Here is a 16977-nt window from a genome sequence, read left to right as displayed (position 1 = left end):
GGCTCCACGAAACTATCTGATTCATACCGGCGCTTCCCATTGCTCGAAATGACGGGGCAGCAATGATGACACAAATGCCAGCCCCGTAACGCTGACTATATAATGATTGCCCGATAGGGCTGTCGCCCCCTGNNCCTGAGCGCCAGCGAACACAACCCGCCGCCATCAGGCGGCCATAACCCTCGGGACGAAGTCCCGTCAACCCTCACGCTGAAGGCGTGTCCCATATTAACTCTTTCCTTTTTTACATCCTTCTCTTTACAGGGTATAATGGAGTCAATCTTTATTTCTATGATTACAGTGGAACAGGAGGCGGGGATGGAGGTTCGCTATCAGGTGGCTTCTGACCATGAGGGGCAGGAGCTTCGGCGGTTTATCAAGGGGAAGCGGGAGTTTTCTTCTGCCCTTTGGAAGCGGGTGAAGTGGAATGGGAAGGTGCTGATTAATGACGAGGTGATCCATAATGCCCGCACAATCCTTCATGAAGGCGACGAGGTGATTCTTTCCTGGAGCGAGGAGAATGAGGTGGTGCCTTCGGATATTCCTCTTTCCATCGTGTATGAGGATGAGGATGTGCTGGTAGTAAACAAGGGACCCGGCATGATTATTCATCCTACGTCCCGAAATACCCATGATACGCTGGTGAACGCAGTGGCCGGTTATTTTGAGAGGAATCACAGGGATGCCGGGATTCATCCAGTGTACAGGCTGGACCGGAATACTACGGGGCTGGTGGTGGTGGCGAAGTCTGCCATGGGGCAGTATGAGCTGTCAAAGAGTCATGACTGCATTTATCGGCAGTATGTGGCTCTTGTTTCGGGCCGGGTGGAGCCCACGGAAGGGGTTATCGAAAAACCTATCGGCCGGAAGCCCGGAAGTATTGTGGAATGGATGGTACGGCCTGATGGAAAATGGGCGGCTACGGAATATCGGGTGCTGGCGTCTTCTGATGAGGCCAGTCTTCTTCTGATTCATCTGAGGTCGGGACGTACGCACCAGATACGGGTTCATTTTTCATCATTGGGCCATCCTCTTCTGGGAGATGATTTATACGGCGGCTCCCTGGATCTGATGAAGCGGCAGGCCCTTCATGCCTGGTCTGTTGCTTTCCGCCAGCCCCGAAAGGGGATGCCTCTTCGGCTCTATGCCCCCATGCCATCGGATATGACTGAGGTGATTTTGAAGCTGTGGGGTTCTCTTGATGTTTTGAAGGAGGTATGAAATTGCCTGTACAGAATAAGGGATATATTTCATTTCTTACATTTTCCATTTTTCAGGGGCTTCCGCTAAAGGCGGCGGTGTCCTGCAGAAAGGGCGGCGTGAGCAGGCCTCCTTTTACCAGTTTGAACATGGGGCTTCATGTTGGGGACCGGGCAGAGGATGTGCTGGAGAACCGGAAGCGGTACTGCCGGGCCCTGGGGCTGGATGAAGGGCTGCTTATCAACTGCCGGCAGGTACATGGTACTCATATCGAGGAGGTTTCAGAAGAGGACCGGGGCCGTGGCGCTTTTTCCCTTGATACGGCTATTCCCGATACGGACGGTCTCATTACTTCTTCTCCTGATGTGCCGCTTACCATGAATTATGCAGACTGCACGCCTCTTTTCTTCTATGATCCGGTAAGAAAGGTCTGCGCCCTTTCCCATGGCGGCTGGCGGGGAACTGCCGGAGATATAGCAGGGAAAACGGTATCACTGATGGTGGAGAGATTTCATTCCAGAAGGGAAGATATATTAGGTGCCATTGGTCCTGCCATTGGCCTGATGGATTTTGAAGTGGGAAAAGAGGTTATCGATGATATGAGACCTCTTTTCAGCAGGGCGGAATGGCCTTCCCTCTTTCGGGATAAGGGAGATGGGAAGTATCTTTTCGGTCTGGCCAAGGCCAATCACTATCTCATGAGGAAGGCGGGCCTTTTGGAGAATCATATCGAGGACTGCCATATTTCTACCTGGACTGATAATGATTTCTTTTATTCCTATCGGAAGGAAAAGGGAAAGACCGGGCGCCACATGGCGGTGCTGATGATGGAACCATGAGGGGAGCAAAGATTGCTGTCATTACCGGCGCTTCTTCCGGGCTGGGCCGGGCTTTTGCCATTGAAACAGGCCGTCTTGGGGGCATCGATGAAATATGGCTCATTGCCAGGAGAAGGGAAAATCTGGAAAGGCTGGCCGGAGAGCTTCCTGTGAAGGGAAGGGCCCTTTCTCTTGATCTTCTGGCAGAGGATTCCTTTGCATCATTGAAAAAGCTCCTGGAAGAGGAGAGGCCGGCCATTGCTCTTCTGGTAAATAATGCAGGGCGGGGGTCAGCCATTTCTTTTGAGGAGGAATCTTTGAAGGATATGGAGGACATGGTCAGACTGAACGCAGAGGTGCCCATGAAGCTCACCAGACTCTGTCTTCCTTATATGAAGGGGGCTTCTGGTATTATCAATGTGTGCTCTGCAGCTTCTTTTGTGCCTCTGCCGGGACTTTCGGTGTACAGCGCTTCGAAGAGTTTTCTTCTTTCTTTCAGCAGTTCTCTCTGCAGAGAACTGAAAGGCTGGGGAATTGTGGTTACCGCGCTCTGCCCTTACTGGATCGGCGATACGGAGTTTATGGAGAAGGCGGGGGCAGCTGTTCATCCCCTTGGTCTGCTGACAGCAGAAGAGGTGGCGCGGCAGGGGCTTTCGGATAACCGGCGGGGCAGGGAAGTGTCTCTTCCCGGCATCATGAGCCGACTGACGTGGCTGGGAGCTGCTTTACTTCCGCTGCCGGTGCTTCTCTTTTTTAAAAGGCTTTTTGGTGCATGAAAAAACTTCGGATTCCTTCAGGGGTCCGAAGTTTTTTATTTCTAGTGAAAGGTATTTTCCCCAAGCCGGGGATGGACGGCAGGCTTTAAACTCCGCTTTTCGATGATGTCCAGTGCTTCTTCCATGGTTACGTCCCTTCGACTGTCTTCTTTTTCGTAGACCAGCATGGGAGAGGCGGCGTCCAGTTCGCTTCCGGGAAGGTAGATGTATTCCCCGTTCCGGCTGTCGCCGTAGATTTGACCCGCCAGCAGGCGGCTTTCTGCCAGTTTATACATGGGTATCCTCCAGGTTGCAGATGAAATGGGGCTTGAAGTCCAGGTAGTCCGCAGAGGTGAGGTGGAGCTTGATGCCCTCCAGTTCCTCCGGCAGGTTTACGAAATTGGGAGCCCCGTGGATATGGCCGTAAATGCAGTCGGTGACATGGTATTTCTTCATGATTTCTATCATGTGGGAGGGGCGTCTCATTTCATCGAAGGGGGGATAATGGAGCACTGCCATCATGCGGCTGGCGCCGGTTTTTTCCGCCAGCTGGAGGGACCGCTCCAGCCGCCCTTCTTCCCTGGCAATGATGGGTTTGTCGGTCTCTGTCAGTTTGGGGGAGGTTTCCGAAAGCCATCCTCTGGTGCCGGCCAGGGCTACCTGGCCTGTGACGATGGTGGAGTTGTGAAGGAATTCCAGCATGCCGCCGGTCATTCTTGTCATTTTGGTGACTGTGTCCCACCAGTAGTCGTGGTTTCCGCGAACCACGATTTTCCGTCCCGGCAGGCGGCCCAGCATTTTCAGGTCGGCAATGGCGTCGTCCATGTTCATGGCCCAGGATAAGTCGCCGGCCATGATGACCGTGTCATCTTCCTGTATGGTCTGAAGCCAGGCGGTTATGATTTTTTCTCTGTGGTTTTTCCAGTGGGCGCCGAAAATGTCCATGGGTTTGGTGGGCGGGTCACCGGACAGGTGGAAATCGCTGAAAGCGTATAATTTCATAGAATTGATTCTCCAAAGTAGGCGGGAGATGCCAGAGTTTCCATCATCCGCCTTTTGCTTTCTCCGTCCATGACATGGGTAATGCGGTAGCCCATGTACAGGGGGCTGGCAGAGTAGCGGGGGAATATTTTGGCATGGATATGTTTCATGTAGTGGTAAAAGAAAATGTTGTAGCTGGTGCAGGGGAGAGGGAAGTCATGGAGCACGAAGCGGGCCAGGGTCTGGATGGTGTCGGCAAACCGGTCCGGTGAGCCGTCTTTCTTCAGCGTCACGTTCAGTTCTCCCATGCAGCTTAAGGGATAGTCGGAAATGGTGGCATAGCAGTCGCTGTCTTCATGAACCAGGGAGCCCAGGAAATTTTCTCCCAGGATGTTGTCCCGGTAGTCGTAGTTCCTGAGGCCGATGATCTGGGAGTGGGGGTGACGCTGGGAACCGCCGGATCCGGGGCCGTAGTTGCGGAAATAGATGACAGACTTGAACCTTTTGTCTTTCTCCAGCTTCAGCCAGCGTGAAAGGCCAAAGGTTATTATCTCATGCAGCTTTTCCGGCTTATAGGTGGTCAGTTCTCCGTCATGATCCGCTGTTTCCACAATCACCGTGGGCCAGGTTTCTTCAAAGACAGGAAATTTGTTCATGAGCCAGATGATGTCGCCCTGCTTCTCCAGAATACCGGTCAGTTTTTCCGGATGGCAGAAGGGGCAGATTTTCTGGGTGCCGGAATGGGGCTTCCGGCTGCCGATGGTCAGGTTAAACGTAATAGGTGTATTCATGTGTATGTCCTCATCTTTCACTTTTTTATTATAGCACAGGCAGGGACAGGCATATGGCGTGGTCTTGTAAAAGAAAGGTAAAAACAGGGGCAGGGAAAATTTATGGCAGGCGTCTATTTTCATCTTGACAAAAAGAGGAGAATCAGCTAATATATTGTCATAGCAATTCTTTAACGAAATAAAGTAATAAAGAGAGGTAATTATTATGAAACTGAAAAAACTGGTCATTGCAGGGGTTCTGGCACTGGGTGCCGCTGGTCTTCTGGCAGGCTGCGGCGGGGACAACAAGGCAGGAAGCGCAGCAAAGGCTGCTGCTGCCGGTGCAAAGCCAACGAAAATCGTAGCCGGCATGGATGATACCTTCGCTCCCATGGGTTTCCGTGATGACAGCGGCAAAATCGTAGGCTTTGATATCGACATGGCGGAAGCGATTTCCAAGGAAATCGGCGTGCCCATCGAATTCAAACCCATTGACTGGGCTTCCAAGGAAACGGAACTGAATTCCGGCCGCATCGACTGCATCTGGAACGGCTTCACCATGACGCCGGAAAGACAGAAGAAACTGGCTTTCACAAAGCCATACATGGATAATATCCAGGAATTCGTAGTGCTGAAGGATTCCCCCGCCCAGAGCATGGCGGACCTGAAGGGCAAGAAGATTACCATTCAGGAAGCATCTACGGCAGAAACGGCGCTGAACCGGGATCCCCAGCTGAAGGCCGCTTTTGCGGAAGTCAAGGCTTATCCGGATCTCACCGCCTGCTTCATGGATCTGGAAAGCGGACGCTGCGATGCCGTACTGGCTGACACAGTGCTGAATGAATACTACATGACAAAGAAACCGGATCAGTTCCGCGAACTGCCGGACCAGGTATCCAAGGATACCTTCGCCATCGGCATTAAGAAAGACAACCAGGCGCTGGTGGATCTCCTGAATCAGGGCATTGACAAGGTCATTGCCAACGGGGAAGCTGCCAAGATTTCCCAGAAGTGGTTCGGCAAGGATGTAGTGCTGAAATAAGAAAAATTTCCTGCCCCGCAGGCGGGAAGGAAAATCACCGGAGCGGGCCAGCCCCTCCGGTGATTTTCCTTTTATGTAAAAATTCTGTTTCTCTATCTTGTTAAATGAATGAAGGCAGTGTATGATATTCATGCATGCATCAAAGGGAGTTTCTATTTCCCTGTTTTACTAAGGAGTTACTGATGGATTATATTGTTCACATTCTGCCCAATATGTTTTCCGGGCTGGCTGTTTCGGCAAAGATATTTGTGCTTACCTTTGTGCTGGCACTGCCTATCGGGATTCTGCTGGCCATGGTCCGCATTTCCCATGTGGTGATTTTCAGGAAACTGGCGGCCATGTATATTTACCTCATGCGGGGAACGCCCCTCATGCTGCAGATCATGTTCATCTACTACGGCCTGCCTCTCATGCTCCATGTGCAGGTGAGCGATTTTCCTGCGGCCATCATTGCCTTCGTGGCCAACTACGCCGCCTACTTTGCGGAAATCTTCAGAGGCGGCATCCAGTCCATCAGCAAGGGCCAGTATGAAGGGGCCAAGGTGCTGGGCTTCAGCTACCGCCAGACCATGTGGCACATCATCCTTCCCCAGGTGATTAAACGGGTCATCCCGCCTTTGGGCAATGAAACCATTACCCTTCTGAAGGACACATCCTTGGTGTACATCCTGGCCATGAACGACCTCATGCGCGTTACCCGTGCCTTCGTGCAGCGGGACTTCGACACCACCCCTTTCCTGGTGGCTGCTGTCTTTTACCTGGTATGCACCGCAGTTCTTACAAAGATTCTGGCCTATGTGGAAAAGCGGTATGCTGTTTATGAAGAATGAGGGGGATGGGAATGAGCTTTATTGAAATGAAAAATATCCGGAAGGATTTCGGCAAACTTACCATCCTTCACGGCGTGAATATGTCTCTGGAAAAGGGGGAAGTCCTTTCCATCATCGGCCCCTCCGGCGCCGGCAAGAGTACGCTGCTCCGCTGCCTCATCCACCTGGAAACCATCCAGGGAGGCTCCATCATGGTGGACGGCGATTATCTGGCACAGGAAAATAACGGGGCCATGGTTTATGCCGATGAGAATCAGCAGAAAAAGATTCTGAGCAAAATGGGCATGGTGTTCCAGTCCTTCAACCTGTTTCCCCATATGACGGTCATCGACAACGTCATGGCGGCGCCCATTTATGTGAAGGGCATGAAGAAAGAGGAAATCCGGCCTGTGGCGGAGGAACTCCTTGGGAAGGTAGGCCTTCTCAGCAAGAAGGACGTATACCCCGGAAGTCTTTCCGGCGGGCAGAAGCAGAGGGTGGCCATTGCAAGAGCCCTGGCTATGAACCCGGATATCATGCTCTTTGATGAACCGACCTCGGCTCTGGATCCGGAACTTACGGGGGAAGTGCTGAAGACCATCCAGCAGCTGGCTGATGAAAACATGACCATGGCCATCGTTACCCATGAAATGGCCTTCGCCAAATCCGTGTCCGACCGTATCCTCTTCATGGTAGACGGACGGGTGGAAGAGGAAGGCACCAGTGAGGAAGTCTTCGACCATCCGAAGAACGAAAGGACAAAGGCATTCCTGAAATCCATCCTCCGGGCCTAGGAAGAACTGGAAAAGGCTATGAAGAATGCAGCATTCTTCATAGCCTTTTTGTGTGCAGGAACAGGTATTTTAAAGACCCAGGGCCACGCCGGCAGCGGCAGAGATGACAATGTAAATGATGGGGTGAAGCCGGAATTTCACAAGCCCTGCATAGATCAGAAGGGCCAGCATAATGGAAGGCCAGCGGAAAAGGGCAGACAGGGCGCCGCTCGCCTCAAAGAGGGGAAGGTTCAGGAGGGAAATCTTTGCCACCCCCAGACCGGCAGCGGCAATGAGGGCGGTGGAAGCAGGGCGGAGCCCGTAGAAAATGCGGCCCATGATTTCCGATTCCCTGAATTTTTTCAGGATGGAATACACCATGGAAATGACAATGATGGCGGGGGCCGTTAACGACAGGGTGGTATAAATGCCTCCCGGCATGCCCATGGCCTGGAAGCCTGCGTAGGTGGCCATATTGACACCCAGCGGTCCCGGGGTGGATTCGGAAATGGCAATCATATTGGCAATGTCTTCGGCGGAAAACCAGCCGGTGCGCTGGGAAATATCATAGAGGAAGGGAAGGGTGGCAAGGCCGCCGCCAACGGCAAAGAGACCGGCCTTGAAAAATTCCCAGAACATCTGGAGCCACATCATTTGGAAGCACCTTCTTTCTTTTCTGCCCGGGGCATGAGGAAGAAGCCTGCAGTGCCTGCCAGGATGACGGAGAATACGGGAGATACGGGAGCAAAGAGGGAAATAAGGAGGATGGCGATGAAAATGAGGAGGGTTCTTTTATCCTTCACCGATTTCCGTCCCAGCTTCAGCACCGCATCCAGTATGAGGATGCACACGCAGGCCCGGATGCCGGTGAAAGCGTGAGCTACGTAGGGATTCTCCTCAAACTGGGTGAGGAACATGGCAATCACCGTGATGATGATCATGGAAGGGGTAATGACGCCGATGGTGGCAAAGATGCCGCCCCAGAAACCTTTCAGCTTCAAGCCGATGAAGGTGGCCACATTCACCGCAATCATGCCCGGCGTCACCTGGCCCAGGGCATAGTAGTCCATGAGTTCCTCCTCCGTGGCCCAGTGGTGGTTGTCCACCACCTCCCGCTGGAGGATGGGGAGCATGGCATAGCCTCCGCCGAAGGTGACGGCCCCCATTTTGGCAAATATAAGGAACAGCTGCAGTAATAATTTCATTTTTCTCCGTCCTTTCCGGAAAGCAGCGACTTCATCGGTTTTTCTAACCAGCGGATACATTTTCATTTTATGTGTATCCTTTAATCCGGCTTTCAATGAAATGTTGCATATTTAATGGAATACATGTATCATAGCAGTTATAAAGGCATATGAAAAATATTGATTTAATTAAAAACTATATGGAGAGGATATAGATGGACCTGAGACAGCTTAGATATTTCAAAGCCATTATTGAAGAAGGCACCATTACGGGAGCCGCCAGGAAACTTCATATTTCCCAGCCGCCCCTGTCAAGCCAGATGCATCTTCTGGAAAAGGAGCTTGGCAGCACCCTCTTTGAACGGGGGGCCAGGCAGATCGTACCTACGGAAGCGGGGAGCCGTCTTTACCGCTATGCCCTGGAAATGCTGGAGCTGGAAAGCGCGGCCAGGGAGGAAATCAGCAATCTGAAAACGGGGCACCAGGGCATTCTTCATCTGGGCATGGTCTCCTCCGGCGGCCATGAAAAGCTCTATGGCCTGCTGAGGGAGTTTAAAAGCCGCTACCCCCATATCCAGGTGAAGGTGCATGAAGGGAACAGCTATGAGCTTCTGGAGCAGCTGAGGAAGGGGAAGCTGGATGTGTCCCTCCTCCGTTCCCCCTTTTCCCTCTACGGACTGGACCTGGTGCCTCTGGAGAAGACATCCATGGCCGTAGGCCTTTCAGGAAAGGCCTTTCCTTCCTTTCAGCCCGGTTCCTTCCTTTTAAAGGATCTCACAGGACTGCCCCTCATCCTGTACCGGCGGTGGGAAAAAATCATTATGGAAGAATGCGAAAAGGAAAAATTCCAGCCCGATGTGTACTGCGTGGCCGATGATGCCAGAACCTGCCGGGAATGGGCGGAGGCAGGCCTGGGGGCGGCCCTGGTGCCCCTGACGGTGCTTGAGAAGAGCGGCGAGCTTATGGTGGGAAAACTGCAGGAAGAGGCCCTGCAGTCGGAGCTTTATCTGGCCAGAAGAAAGGGGGAAGGCCAGGGGGGAGGCCCCTCTCTTTTCTTCCATATGGCGGAAGACAGGGAGAAGAATTTCATTTCATAAATAGAAAAAATGGAAAAAAGGGGGAAATCGCCCTTTTTCTCACCGGGATTATCGAAAAATTTGTTTTTTTAAACTCTTTATGCTAAAATATAACTTGCGATTTATCGTGCACTGAAAGAACCAACCAAGGTATCATTTGTCGGTAAGCCGACTTAAGGAGGAATATTTTTTATGAACGTAAAAGTAGAGGCACTGGATCAGCACAAGGTTTCCGTAGGCATTGAACTGCCCGCTGAAGTTGTACAGAAAGGATTCAAAAGAGCAGTAGCCCGCATTGCCAACCAGGTAAGAATCCCCGGATTCCGTAAAGGCAAAGCAAGCCGCAAGATCCTTGAAATGCATTTCGGCAAGGAAGCTGTAGAAGCGGAAGCTAAGGATATTGTAATCAATGAATCCATTGAAGAAGCACTCCGCCAGGAAAAACTGGTTCCGGTAACCACTCCCGAAGTAAAGGATGACAAATTCTCCGAAGCAGAAGGCGCTTCCTTCACCGTTACCTTCGTAAAACGTCCGGAAGTAGAACTGGGCGAATACAAAGGCCTGGAAGCAAAGAAAGAAAACCCGGAAATCACCGATGACCAGGTCATGGCACAGCTCAAAGGCGCTGCTGAACAGAATGCAAGAATGGAAAAGGCAGAAGAAGGGGCTGAACTGAAGAAAGGCGACTTCGCTATTATTGATTTCAAAGGCACCGTTGACGGCAAGCCCTTCGAAGGCGGCGAAGGCAAGACCTATCCGCTGGAAATCGGCTCCCAGAGCTTTATCCCCGGCTTTGAAGACCAGCTGGAAGGACATAAGGCCGGCGACGACGTAACCGTAAAGGTAACCTTCCCGGAAGACTACTTCGTAGATGCCCTCAAAGGCAAGGAAGCAGAATTCGCAGTTCATATCAGTGACGTAAAACGCAAACAGCTTCCGGAACTGGACGACGCATTTGCAAAATCCATCAGCCAGTTTGAAACCATGGACGAACTGAAGGCAGCTGTAAAACAGCAGATGCAGCTCCAGGCTTTCCAGCAGGCAGAAGAAGCTTACCATGAAGCCCTCGTCAACCAGGCTGTGGCCAATGCCAAAGTAGACATTCCCCAGGAAATGGTGGAACAGCGCATTGACGAAATCGTGGAAGAAATGAAACTGAACATTGAATCCAGAAACGCTACCATGGACGACTACCTGAAGAACATCGGCCAGACCATGGAACAGCTCCGCAAGAACTATGAAAAGACCGCTGCTGAACAGGTACGTCAGGGACTGGTTCTGGAAACCATTGCTGAAAAAGAAGACCTCACCGTTTCCAACGAAGACCTCTCCATGGAAGTTTACAGCATGGCTCACCAGTTCAATGCCGACCCCAAGGATGTAATGAAAGTCATCCAGGAAGAAGGCCGCGTAGGTATGCTGGTGAACTCCGTACTCCGCAAGAAAGCCGCTGCTTTCATCTATGGCGCAGCCAAGAAAGCGGAAGCTGACAAGAAAGAAGCAGAAGAAGCTCCCAAGGCTGAAGAAGCTCCTGCAGCAGAAAAGAAAGACGACTTTGAATCCATGACAGTGAAAGACCTGAAAGCCTATGCAGCTGAAAAGGGCATTGCACTGGAATCCAAAGCAAAGAAAGCTGAAATCATCGAAACCATCCGTCAGGCAGAATCCAAATAATTCCGCCCAGGGCAGATGATTCACTACTGAATTCAATATCAGGAAACTGATAATCGTTGGGAAAAAGAGACGCGGGGATAACCGGCGTCTCTTTCGACCATATGGAAATCGGAATTTCAAGGTGAAGTTCCTGTGTCCAAGAAAGAAAGGGTGTTACCTATGGCATATGTACCGATTGTCGTTGAACAGACAGCCCAGGGAGAAAGATCCTATGACATCTACTCCCGCCTTCTGAAAGACCGTATCATTTTTCTGGACGGCCAGATTGAAGACCACATGGCCAATGTCATCATTGCCCAGCTCCTCTTCCTGGAAGCAGAAGATCCGTCCAAAGACATCCATCTCTATATCAACAGCCCCGGCGGCGTGGTGACCGCAGGCCTGGCTATTTATGACACCATGCAGTATATCCGCCCCGATGTATCCACCATCTGCATCGGCTCCTGCGCCAGCATGGCCGCCGTCCTCCTGACCGCCGGCGCAAAGGGCAAGAGATATGCCCTGCCCCATTCCAATATTATGATTCACCAGCCTCTGGGCGGCGTACAGGGACAGGCTACGGAAATTGAAATCCATGCTCGTGAGATCCTGCGCCTTCGGGAGGAACTGAACGGCATTCTTTCCAAACACAGCGGCCAGCCTCTGGGAACCATTGCCAGGGATACGGAAAGGGACAATTTCATGACCGCTGAAATGGCGAAGAACTACGGCCTTATCGACCAGATTCTCACCCGCAATGATTTGCAGAAAGTAACTGCCAAATAAAGGAGGCTTCCATTGAACAGGAAAAATGAAGGAACTCCGGTCTGCAGCTTCTGCGGCCGCTCCGGCGACGAAGTGGAGAAGCTGATTGCCGGCCCCGGCGTCTATATCTGCAACGAATGCATCGAAGTGTGCTCCAATATCCTTCGGGAAGAGCTGAAGGCAGACAAGAAAAAGGCAGCGCCCCATTTCAAGCTGCCTACACCGGAAGAAATCAAGAAATACATGGACCAGTACGTCATCGAACAGGATGATGCCAAAATGGCGCTGGCCGTGGCTGTATATAACCACTACAAGCGCATCGAGCACGAAGGGGAAGAGGATGATGTGGAACTGCAGAAGTCAAACATCATCATGCTGGGGCCCACGGGCAGCGGCAAAACCCTTCTGGCCCAGACCCTGGCCAGATTCCTGGACGTACCCTTTGCCATTTCCGACGCCACCACCCTCACCGAAGCGGGCTATGTAGGGGAAGACGTGGAAAATATCCTGCTTCGCCTCATCCAGGCAGCAGACTACGATATCGACAAAGCGGAACGGGGCATTGTCTACATCGATGAAATCGATAAGATTGCCCGGAAATCGGAAAACCCCTCCATTACCAGGGACGTATCCGGCGAAGGGGTGCAGCAGGCCCTGCTGAAGATTCTGGAAGGTACTGTGGCCAGCGTGCCGCCCCAGGGAGGAAGAAAACATCCGAACCAGGAAATGATCCAGATCGATACCACCAACATCCTCTTCATCTGCGGCGGTGCCTTTGCAGGCATTGACAAGGTCATCGACCGCCGGCTCACCAAGAGCGTCATGGGATTCGGCGCGGACATTGAAAAGAAGGACGAAAAGGACATGGCTGAACTGCTGCAGCAGGTACAGCCGGAAGACCTTCTCAAATTCGGCCTTATTCCCGAATTCATCGGCCGTCTTCCCGTCATCGTGCCTCTCCATCCATTGAATGAAGAAGCCCTGGTGAAGATTCTGACCGAACCGAAGAACGCCCTTGTCCGTCAGTACCAGAAACTGCTGGCCATGGACCATGTGGAACTGGAATTTGATGACGGCGCCATCCATGCCATTGCCCGCCAGGCCATTGAAAGGAATACGGGGGCCAGAGGACTTCGTGCCATCATTGAAAAAATCATGCAGCACGTGATGTACGAAATCCCAAGCATGAAGGACGTGGTCAAGTGCACTGTAACGGAAGATGTGGTAAAGAACCATTCCGAACCTATCCTTACAAGGAAGGACAGCTGAATTTCTGAAATCAGTGCTTCCGAAGAGCCGGAGCTTCAGAAGGCCGTGAATGCCATCCATAGCAGATGGCATTCATGCCCTCTGGCTCCGGCTTTTGTGACCGATGGAATGTCCCATTATAAATTTTCATTTTCCTTTTATAAAATAAGGAATTTATGCTCTTCCATGTGTTACAATAAACTGGGGAAACTCTGTCATGAAAACAGTCTTCCCCAGTATGGAGGAATCATATATGAGTGAACAGACAACTGAAAACAATGGCCTCGCCCTGCCCCTGGTACCGCTGAAGGACATTGTAATTTATCCTAAAATGACGGTGAACCTTGACATAGGCAGGAAGGATTCGGCCGACGCGGTGCGCCTTGCCAGCCGGGGCGATCGCTATATCGTAACCGCCCTGGAACGGGACGGAAAAGAGACGCCGGACGTATACTCCGTAGGCACCGTATCGAAAATCAGCCAGATGCTCCAGCTCCCCGGCGGGCTGGTGCGGGTACTGGCAGAAGGGGTGTCCCGCGTAAAAATCAGGAGCGTCTACAACGGCGAAAGATGCCTCATGGCGGAAGTGGATGACCTGGAAGAAACGGCCCCGGACGATGAACTTCGGGCAGAGGCCTACAGAAGAACCCTTCTGAAGGAATTCTTCGAATGGCTCCGCAACACGAAGCAGGGCCTTCCCGATGAGCAGATGGAACAGCTGAAAGCCATTACGGATCCCGGCGAAACCGCCGATTTCCTGTCCGCCCAGCTCATCCTGTCGCCGAAACAACGGCAGGACGTACTGGAAGAGACGGACATTACGAACCGGCTTCGCCTGGTTCACCGCATGCTGGACCAGGAAATCCAGATCGGACGGCTGGAAGCGGAAATCAACGGCGATGTCCGCGCCAAAATGGATAAAGAACAGCAGGACTACTACCTGCGTCAGAAAATCAAGACCATCCACGACCGCCTGGGAGACACGGTAAGCCAGGAAAAGGAAGCGGACGAATACCGGAAGAAACTGAAAGAGACAGGCATTCCGGAAGAATACAAGGCGAAACTTTCCAAGGAAATCGACCACCTGGCAGCCATGCCGCCGATGATGGCGGAAACGGCGGTGGCCAGAAACTATCTGGACTGGATTTTCAGCCTCCCCTGGACAGAGGAAAGCCGGGACAAGCTGGACTTGAAGGATGCGAAGAAAGTACTGGACCACGACCATTACGGCCTGGAAAAAATCAAGGAACGGATCCTGGAGTACCTGGCAGTGCGGGTGCTGGCACCGGATGCCAAAGCGCCTATTATCTGCTTCGTAGGACCGCCAGGCGTAGGCAAGACCTCCCTGGCCCAGTCCATTGCCAACGCCATGGGGCGGAAATTCGCCCGCATTTCCCTGGGCGGCATTCATGATGAAGCGGAAATCCGCGGCCACCGCCGCACCTACATCGGCGCCATGCCGGGACGGTTCATCGAAGCCATCAGCCAGGCAAAGACCAGAAATCCCCTCATCCTTCTGGATGAAATCGACAAGGTAGGCGCCGACTTCCGGGGAGATCCGGCGTCCGCCCTGCTGGAAGCGCTGGATCCGGAACAGAACAAAGCCTTCCACGATAATTACATCGATATTCCCTTCGACCTGTCCAAGGTCTTCTTCCTGGCCACCGCCAATACGGTATCCACCATCCCGCCGGCCCTTCTGGACCGTATGGAACTCATCGAGCTTACGGGATACACGGAAGAGGAAAAGGTGAAAATCGCCAAACAGTACCTCATTCCACGGCAGATGAAGAGAAATGGACTCAAAGCGAAGGACATCCGTTTCTCCGATCTTCTCATCCGCCGCGTCATCCAGGGCTACACCAGGGAAGCGGGAGTGCGCGAACTGGAAAGAACCATCGGCTCCCTCTGCCGCAAGGTAGGCAAGAAGATCGTCCTTCAGGACGAAAGCCTTCCCGCCCTTTCCGCCAAGACACTGGAAAAATACCTGGGCCCCGTGAAATTCCTGCCTATGGCCGAAGAACATCCCGATGCCGTAGGAAGGGTGAACGGACTGGCCTGGACCATGGCCGGCGGCGAAGTACTGGATACGGAAGCGGTCACCATCAAGGGCAAGGGCAACCTCATCCTTACGGGGCAGCTGGGAGATGTGATGAAGGAATCCGCCGAAACGGCCTACACCTACATCCGCAGCCGGGCAAAAGAACTGGGCCTGAAGGAAGATTTCTATGAAACCCTGGACACCCATATCCATCTGCCCGAAGGCGCCGTTCCCAAGGACGGCCCCTCTGCCGGCGTCACCATGGCTACTGCCATGGCCTCCGCCTACACCGGAAGGAAGGTAAGAGGCGACACCGCCATGACCGGCGAAATCACCCTTACCGGCGAAGTCCTTCCCATCGGCGGCGTGAAGGAAAAAGTGCTGGCAGCCAACCAGTTCGGCATCAAGCAGATCCTCCTTCCTGAAAAGAACAGGCGGGATCTGGAAGAACTGCCGGAGTCCGTCAGGGAAAAACTTCATTTCGTATATGTAAAGAATGTGGATGATGTGCTCAGCCACGCCCTTCTGAAATAAAGAAACGCTGATTCAATCACCGTCTGCTTTTATGCTTATCAAAGCAGACAGTATGAATGAATCAGCGCTTCTGCAAAGGCGGCCCATCAGATCCGGAGTAAGGAGGCATCCCCTTGTCAGAAATCAAAAAAATGGATGAATTTCATATATTCTCTTCCGCCTATTTCCGGGCGGCGGTGAACCGCAGCCAGTACGTGAACGACGGCAGGAAGGAAATCGCCTTCATCGGACGGTCCAATGTAGGCAAATCATCCCTCATCAACTCTCTCTGCGGAAGGAAGAAACTGGCCTTTGTAAGCCGGGAACCGGGCAAGACCAGAACCATTAACTACTACGCCATCCAGTCCAGACGGATGGAAGAAGAAAAAGAAGTGCGGCAGGACTGGTACCTGGTAGACCTGCCGGGCTACGGTTTTGCCAAAACAAGCCAGCAGAACAAGGACAGCTGGTCATCCTTCATTGCAGACTACCTGGAACATTCGCCTACCCTGCAGATGATCGGCCTTTTAATCGACCTTCGCCATCCCGGCCTTCCCATCGACCTCAAGGCCTATGAATGGCTCCGCTCCATCGCCCCCTCCCTTCTGGTTATCGGCACCAAGGGGGACAAACTGAAACGGAACGAACTGGTGAAGAACAGGAAACTTCTGGAAAAATATTTCCCTGGAGATTTTCCCCCCATTGCCTACTCCTCCCTTTCAGGAGAAGGCAGGGACGAACTGCTGAAAGTCATTGAAGAAAAGATTTGTGACTGATATGAAAAAGACCATGTTTCTCACCGCCCTCCTGGCGGCGGCATCCATCACAGGCTTTGCCTACAATGTGTATGCTCCCAACTCCTTCGACGCCGTGAGCCCCGCCTCCTGGGACTACAAAACCGTGGAAACCCTGTGCAGGGAAGGGAAAGCCCCTTCCTACACGGAAGACTTCTTCCGCCGCGGCAGCATTACCCGCTACGAACTGGCCAGTGTCATCAAGGACATGCTGGAACATCATGACAGGAACGATAAAGACCACGGAAGCCTCATGAAGCTCAAAAAAGAATACGCCCGGGAACTGGAAGCCCTGGGCTACAGGGAAGAAAAGAAAACGGCTGAAGGAAAACCGGTGCTGGAAATGGGCGGAGACGGAAGAATCCGCTACAGTAGCGACGGAGACGCCGACGGAAGAGTACGGATAAATACCCGCTGGCACATTGACAGAGACACCACTGTCAATGCCGGCGGCACAAAGAATGTAGACTGATAAAACCGCGATACCATGGAAATCCATGGCATCGCGGTTTTTTAGGGAAGCGCTGATTAAATCACTGTCTGCTTTTGTTCTTG

At 52.4% G+C, this 16977-nt stretch carries 18 protein-coding genes; 13 read left to right on the top strand and 5 right to left on the bottom strand.

Annotation, left to right across the window (positions count from 1 at the left end; translation table 11 throughout):
• Positions 1 to 318: 318 nt before the first annotated feature.
• The 3 genes from B2Y11_RS06975 to B2Y11_RS06965 are packed head-to-tail and all read left to right on the top strand — an operon-like array spanning position 319 to position 2794.
• Positions 319 to 1221, top strand: a complete 903-nt coding sequence (locus B2Y11_RS06975) for an RluA family pseudouridine synthase (protein WP_291057669.1) — start codon at positions 319 to 321, stop codon at positions 1219 to 1221.
• A gap of 2 nt (positions 1222 to 1223) precedes the next feature.
• A complete protein-coding gene (gene pgeF, locus B2Y11_RS06970) occupies positions 1224 to 2039 on the top strand; it encodes a peptidoglycan editing factor PgeF (RefSeq protein WP_291057667.1) in 816 nt (271 codons plus the stop codon).
• A complete protein-coding gene (locus B2Y11_RS06965) occupies positions 2036 to 2794 on the top strand; it encodes an SDR family NAD(P)-dependent oxidoreductase (protein WP_291057665.1) in 759 nt (252 codons plus the stop codon). The genes pgeF and B2Y11_RS06965 overlap by 4 nt, the downstream gene beginning before the upstream one ends.
• A 41-nt stretch (positions 2795 to 2835) precedes the next feature.
• Here B2Y11_RS06965 and B2Y11_RS06960 read toward each other — a convergent pair whose 3' ends face one another.
• Genes B2Y11_RS06960 through B2Y11_RS06950 form a run of 3 tightly spaced genes read right to left on the bottom strand, consistent with a single transcriptional unit; the run spans position 2836 to position 4545 of the window.
• Positions 2836 to 3069, bottom strand: a complete 234-nt coding sequence (locus tag B2Y11_RS06960) for a hypothetical protein (protein ID WP_291057663.1) — start codon at positions 3067 to 3069, stop codon at positions 2836 to 2838.
• The gene (locus B2Y11_RS06955; RefSeq protein WP_291057661.1) at positions 3062 to 3775 is read right to left on the bottom strand and encodes a metallophosphoesterase; all 714 of its coding nucleotides are present in this window, start codon (positions 3773 to 3775) and stop codon (positions 3062 to 3064) included. Before B2Y11_RS06955 ends, B2Y11_RS06960 begins: the two co-directional genes overlap by 8 nt.
• Positions 3772 to 4545, bottom strand: a complete 774-nt coding sequence (locus B2Y11_RS06950) for a DUF4931 domain-containing protein (protein WP_291057659.1) — start codon at positions 4543 to 4545, stop codon at positions 3772 to 3774. Before B2Y11_RS06950 ends, B2Y11_RS06955 begins: the two co-directional genes overlap by 4 nt.
• Before the next feature lie 205 nt (positions 4546 to 4750).
• Here B2Y11_RS06950 and B2Y11_RS06945 point away from each other — a divergent pair, with 205 nt between their 5' ends.
• The 3 genes from B2Y11_RS06945 to B2Y11_RS06935 all read left to right on the top strand — a co-directional run bounded on the left by B2Y11_RS06945 (position 4751) and on the right by B2Y11_RS06935 (position 7169).
• Positions 4751 to 5566 (top strand): amino acid ABC transporter substrate-binding protein, encoded by an 816-nt coding sequence (locus tag B2Y11_RS06945; protein WP_291057657.1) that lies wholly within the window; start codon positions 4751 to 4753, stop codon positions 5564 to 5566.
• Between the two features lie 182 nt (positions 5567 to 5748).
• On the top strand, positions 5749 to 6396 hold the full coding sequence (locus tag B2Y11_RS06940) for an amino acid ABC transporter permease (protein ID WP_291057655.1): 648 nt from the start codon (positions 5749 to 5751) through the stop codon (positions 6394 to 6396).
• Positions 6397 to 6407: 11 nt separating this feature from the next.
• Entirely contained in the window at positions 6408 to 7169 is a 762-nt protein-coding gene (locus B2Y11_RS06935; protein ID WP_291057653.1) for an amino acid ABC transporter ATP-binding protein, read from the top strand.
• A gap of 69 nt (positions 7170 to 7238) precedes the next feature.
• Here B2Y11_RS06935 and B2Y11_RS06930 read toward each other — a convergent pair whose 3' ends face one another.
• The gene (locus tag B2Y11_RS06930; RefSeq protein WP_291057651.1) at positions 7239 to 7802 is read right to left on the bottom strand and encodes a chromate transporter; all 564 of its coding nucleotides are present in this window, start codon (positions 7800 to 7802) and stop codon (positions 7239 to 7241) included.
• The gene (locus B2Y11_RS06925; RefSeq protein WP_291057649.1) at positions 7799 to 8353 is read right to left on the bottom strand and encodes a chromate transporter; all 555 of its coding nucleotides are present in this window, start codon (positions 8351 to 8353) and stop codon (positions 7799 to 7801) included. Before B2Y11_RS06925 ends, B2Y11_RS06930 begins: the two co-directional genes overlap by 4 nt.
• A 194-nt stretch (positions 8354 to 8547) precedes the next feature.
• Here B2Y11_RS06925 and B2Y11_RS06920 point away from each other — a divergent pair, with 194 nt between their 5' ends.
• The 7 genes from B2Y11_RS06920 (at position 8548) to B2Y11_RS06890 (ending at position 16894) form a co-directional block, all read left to right on the top strand.
• On the top strand, positions 8548 to 9429 hold the full coding sequence (locus tag B2Y11_RS06920) for a LysR family transcriptional regulator (protein ID WP_291057647.1): 882 nt from the start codon (positions 8548 to 8550) through the stop codon (positions 9427 to 9429).
• Between the two features lie 171 nt (positions 9430 to 9600).
• Positions 9601 to 11082 carry a trigger factor gene (gene tig / locus B2Y11_RS06915; RefSeq protein ID WP_291057645.1) on the top strand — a complete coding sequence of 494 codons (1482 nt, stop codon included), beginning with the start codon at positions 9601 to 9603 and terminating at the stop codon, positions 11080 to 11082.
• A gap of 159 nt (positions 11083 to 11241) precedes the next feature.
• Positions 11242 to 11847, top strand: coding sequence for an ATP-dependent Clp endopeptidase proteolytic subunit ClpP (gene clpP / locus B2Y11_RS06910; RefSeq protein ID WP_291057643.1), 606 nt, complete (start codon positions 11242 to 11244; stop codon positions 11845 to 11847).
• A 12-nt stretch (positions 11848 to 11859) separates the two neighbouring features.
• Positions 11860 to 13095 (top strand): ATP-dependent Clp protease ATP-binding subunit ClpX, encoded by a 1236-nt coding sequence (gene clpX / locus B2Y11_RS06905; protein WP_288264755.1) that lies wholly within the window; start codon positions 11860 to 11862, stop codon positions 13093 to 13095.
• A 232-nt stretch (positions 13096 to 13327) separates the two neighbouring features.
• Positions 13328 to 15649 (top strand): endopeptidase La, encoded by a 2322-nt coding sequence (lon, locus tag B2Y11_RS06900; RefSeq protein ID WP_291057640.1) that lies wholly within the window; start codon positions 13328 to 13330, stop codon positions 15647 to 15649.
• Between the two features lie 113 nt (positions 15650 to 15762).
• On the top strand, positions 15763 to 16404 hold the full coding sequence (yihA, locus tag B2Y11_RS06895; protein WP_291057639.1) for a ribosome biogenesis GTP-binding protein YihA/YsxC: 642 nt from the start codon (positions 15763 to 15765) through the stop codon (positions 16402 to 16404).
• Positions 16397 to 16894, top strand: coding sequence for a hypothetical protein (locus B2Y11_RS06890; RefSeq protein WP_291057637.1), 498 nt, complete (start codon positions 16397 to 16399; stop codon positions 16892 to 16894). The genes yihA and B2Y11_RS06890 overlap by 8 nt, the downstream gene beginning before the upstream one ends.
• The last annotated feature ends 83 nt before the right edge of the window (positions 16895 to 16977 follow it).

The organism is Dialister sp. UBA1703, assembly GCA_002320515.1.
Classification (GTDB): domain Bacteria; phylum Bacillota; class Negativicutes; order Veillonellales; family Dialisteraceae; genus Dialister.
This window is presented reverse-complemented; position numbering and strand designations above follow the sequence as displayed.

Coding starts and splice junctions, on each gene's coding strand:
- B2Y11_RS06975 (WP_291057669.1), top strand. CDS start 319: ATGGAGGTTCGCTATCAGGTGGCTTCTGACCATGAGGGGCAGGAGCTT.
- B2Y11_RS06965 (WP_291057665.1), top strand. CDS start 2,036: ATGAGGGGAGCAAAGATTGCTGTCATTACCGGCGCTTCTTCCGGGCTG.
- B2Y11_RS06960 (WP_291057663.1), bottom strand. CDS start 3,069: ATGTATAAACTGGCAGAAAGCCGCCTGCTGGCGGGTCAAATCTACGGC.
- B2Y11_RS06955 (WP_291057661.1), bottom strand. CDS start 3,775: ATGAAATTATACGCTTTCAGCGATTTCCACCTGTCCGGTGACCCGCCC.
- B2Y11_RS06950 (WP_291057659.1), bottom strand. CDS start 4,545: ATGAATACACCTATTACGTTTAACCTGACCATCGGCAGCCGGAAGCCC.
- B2Y11_RS06945 (WP_291057657.1), top strand. CDS start 4,751: ATGAAACTGAAAAAACTGGTCATTGCAGGGGTTCTGGCACTGGGTGCC.
- B2Y11_RS06940 (WP_291057655.1), top strand. CDS start 5,749: ATGGATTATATTGTTCACATTCTGCCCAATATGTTTTCCGGGCTGGCT.
- B2Y11_RS06935 (WP_291057653.1), top strand. CDS start 6,408: ATGAGCTTTATTGAAATGAAAAATATCCGGAAGGATTTCGGCAAACTT.
- B2Y11_RS06930 (WP_291057651.1), bottom strand. CDS start 7,802: ATGATGTGGCTCCAGATGTTCTGGGAATTTTTCAAGGCCGGTCTCTTT.
- B2Y11_RS06925 (WP_291057649.1), bottom strand. CDS start 8,353: ATGAAATTATTACTGCAGCTGTTCCTTATATTTGCCAAAATGGGGGCC.
- B2Y11_RS06920 (WP_291057647.1), top strand. CDS start 8,548: ATGGACCTGAGACAGCTTAGATATTTCAAAGCCATTATTGAAGAAGGC.
- tig (WP_291057645.1), top strand. CDS start 9,601: ATGAACGTAAAAGTAGAGGCACTGGATCAGCACAAGGTTTCCGTAGGC.
- clpP (WP_291057643.1), top strand. CDS start 11,242: ATGGCATATGTACCGATTGTCGTTGAACAGACAGCCCAGGGAGAAAGA.
- lon (WP_291057640.1), top strand. CDS start 13,328: ATGAGTGAACAGACAACTGAAAACAATGGCCTCGCCCTGCCCCTGGTA.